The organism is Pseudomonas sp. CM25, from assembly GCF_013179705.1.
GTDB lineage: Bacteria > Pseudomonadota > Gammaproteobacteria > Pseudomonadales > Pseudomonadaceae > Aquipseudomonas.
The window spans coordinates 1-2,662 of sequence record NZ_JABMCW010000526.1; the positions used below are offsets into that span (position 1 = coordinate 1).

Here is a 2,662-nt window from a genome sequence, read left to right on the forward strand (position 1 = left end):
CCAGCGGCCGTCGGGGCATCAAGCAACTGTCGCGCTTTGAACTCGTGGTCATTCTGACGCTGGGTTCTGCTGCAGGGGATGTAACCTTTTACGAAGATGTGCCGCTGTTGCCGGTGGCGTTGGTGTTCCTCACGCTGCTACTGCTGTATCGGGGCACTGTCTACCTCATGACACGCAGCAAGGCGTGCGAAGCGTGGATCGACGGTTTGCCGATCACGGTGGTCAAGGATGGCATGTACGAAATCCATTCCCTGCGCAACATGAACATCTCGTCGAACGAGTTGTTCATGGAGCTACGCCAGCGAGGCGTCGAGCATCTGGGCCAGGTTCGCCTTGGCCTGCTGGAAACAGATGGCGACCTGAGCCTGTACTTCTACGATGGCCAGGACACCCGAGCGGGGCTGTCAGTGCTTCCGGCCGAGCATCGGCCTGAATACGTCAAACTACCCGCTGCCGGGGTGTATTGCTGCGTAAGCTGTGGCTACCCGGTCTACCTCGATGCAGAGGGTTCTGTCGCGTGTACCCGGTGCGGGCATGACGTGTGGTCTCCGGCGCTGGAAACGCTGCGCGGCCGGTAGCAGGTGCTTCATCTGCTTTGCAGCTGGGCGGCGATATCTGTCGCCAGTTCGATAAAGGCCCGAGCGGCTGATGTCTGGTAGGCCCCCTTGCGCTGCATCAACACCGCAGTACGCTGCAGCCGCTGCGGGCCGAGCTCGAGGGCAAACAGGCCTTCGTGCGCACGTGCGATGGTGGCAGGCAACAACGTCGAGAGCGTCGTCCTGCGGACCACTTCGATGACAGCACCAATCACATTGGCCTCCATGCGCACACGTGGGGTAATGCCGTGCTGGCGGCAGTAGCGGTCGATCTGCTCGCGGGTGGCAAACTCCGCACTGAGCAGGATCAGCGATTCGCCGCTCAGGGCATCGGGGTCGATAGCATGCTGCCCCGCCAGCGGGTGGTTGCCCCCGACCACCAGGGCGAGTGCTTCTACCAGCAGCGGCAGGGTGTCGATGTCCTCCGCGTGCCCGTCATCGAACGCGATGCCCACATCAAGCTCGTCGGCCAGCAGCTGCGCCTGCATCTGTTCCTGGGCGATTTCCCGCAGGTTCAGCGTGATATTCGGATATCGGCTGTAGAACGCCTCGACCACCGGCCCGACCAGGTAGGTGGTGAACGTTGGGGTTATCGCAACCCTGAGTGAACCCCGGCTCAGATCGCCCACGTCATGGATCGCCCGCTTGCCTTCTTCCAGCTCCTGCGAGGCCCGGCGCGCATAGCGCAAATAGACTTCCCCGGCGTCCGTCAGGCGCGTGGTACGCCCCGATCGGTCAAATAGCTGCGCCCCGAGGCTTTCCTCCAGTTGCCGGACCTGCTGCGACAGGGCGGGTTGGGAGACGTGCAGCGCTGCAGCCGCCTTGGTGAAGCTGTGGTGTTGCGCCACCGCGAGGAAGTACTTGATGTGTCGAGCAAGCATGCCACTAACCATAAGATTATCCGATGAGCAGCATCATAATTGAGACTTTTACCTTATGTAAGCAGCGCCGTAACCTCTGCTCCATCGCATCGCGACCCAGAGGAATCACCATGAAAGACATCATCGACGGTTTTCTGAAGTTTCAACGCAACGCCTTTCCGGAACGCGCCAACCTGTTCAAGGGCCTGGCCAACCAGCAAAGCCCACGGGCGCTGTTCATCTCCTGCTCCGACAGCCGGCTGGTGCCGGAACTGGTCACGCAGCGCGAGCCGGGCGACCTGTTCGTCATTCGCAACGCCGGCAACATCGTGCCGCCCTACGGCCCTGAGCCAGGGGGCGTATCAGCCTCGGTCGAGTACGCCGTCGCTGCCCTGCAGGTCTCCGACATCGTGATCTGTGGGCACTCCGATTGCGGCGCCATGACCGCCATTGCCACCTGCAAGTGCCTGGATCACATGCCCGCAGTAGCCGGCTGGTTGCGCTACGCCGACTCGGCTCGGGTAGTGAATGAAGCACGTGAGCACAAGGACCATCACAGCCGTGTCGACGCCATGGTCCGCGAGAACGTGATCGCCCAGCTGGTCAACCTGCGCACCCACCCCTCGGTACGTTTGGCCCTTGAAGAGGGCCGCATCGCGCTGCATGGCTGGGTCTATGACATCGAGAGCGGCCGTATGGATGCGTTCGACATCAACACCGGCAAGTTCGCCCCGCTGGTGGATAACCCCGGTGCACGCGCCGCCCCCTATCAACTGAAGCAATCTGCCTGAACCCGTTTTTTACCCTAGGAGACAACACCATGATCCAGTCGCAAACCAGCCAACATTCGCGCCTTGCCCTGACCGAAGTCATTCTCTTGGCCAAAGCCCGCAAAGACCTGTCGTTCGCCCAGATCACCGAGGGCACCGGCCTCTCCGAAGCGTTCGTCACCGCAGCGCTGCTGGGCCAGCACCCACTGCCCAAGCCTGCCGCCAGCGTGGTGGGCGAAACACTCGGCCTGGATGCGGATGCCGTGGCACTGCTGCAGACCGTGCCGATGCGCGGCAGCATCGAGAACGGCGTGCCGACCGACCCGACCGTTTACCGTTTCTACGAGATGCTGCAAGTGTACGGCACCACGCTGAAGGCGCTGGTCCACGAGAAGTTCGGTGACGGCATCATCAGTGCCATCAACTTCAAGCTGGA

4 protein-coding genes are annotated in these 2,662 nt (G+C 61.9%); 3 read left to right on the forward strand and 1 reads right to left on the reverse strand.

The features are described from left to right. A partial coding sequence (locus HP546_RS28925; RefSeq protein ID WP_172232898.1) for a DUF421 domain-containing protein occupies positions 1 to 578 on the forward strand: 578 nt, incomplete at its 5' end. Positions 579 to 586: 8 nt separating this feature from the next. On the opposite strand, the gene cynR is transcribed toward HP546_RS28925, so the two are convergent. Then, positions 587 to 1,477: a transcriptional regulator CynR gene (cynR, locus tag HP546_RS28930; RefSeq protein WP_172232901.1), complete on the reverse strand. Its 891-nt coding sequence runs from the start codon at positions 1,475 to 1,477 to the stop codon at positions 587 to 589. Positions 1,478 to 1,587: 110 nt separating this feature from the next. On the opposite strand from cynR, the gene HP546_RS28935 reads away from it, so the two are divergent. Both HP546_RS28935 and cynS read left to right on the forward strand, forming a co-directional pair. Continuing rightward, positions 1,588 to 2,247, forward strand: a complete 660-nt coding sequence (locus HP546_RS28935; protein WP_172232904.1) for a carbonic anhydrase — start codon at positions 1,588 to 1,590, stop codon at positions 2,245 to 2,247. 29 nt (positions 2,248 to 2,276) lie between these two features. Further along, positions 2,277 to 2,662, forward strand: a 386-nt coding sequence (cynS, locus tag HP546_RS28940) for a cyanase (protein WP_172232908.1), incomplete at its 3' end; no start/stop codon positions are given.

Bases quoted from the DNA above. Each gene is read 5' to 3' on its own strand.
- HP546_RS28935 (WP_172232904.1), top strand. From the start codon at position 1,588: ATGAAAGACATCATCGACGGTTTTCTGAAGTTTCAACGCAACGCCTTT.
- cynR (WP_172232901.1), bottom strand. From the start codon at position 1,477: ATGCTTGCTCGACACATCAAGTACTTCCTCGCGGTGGCGCAACACCAC.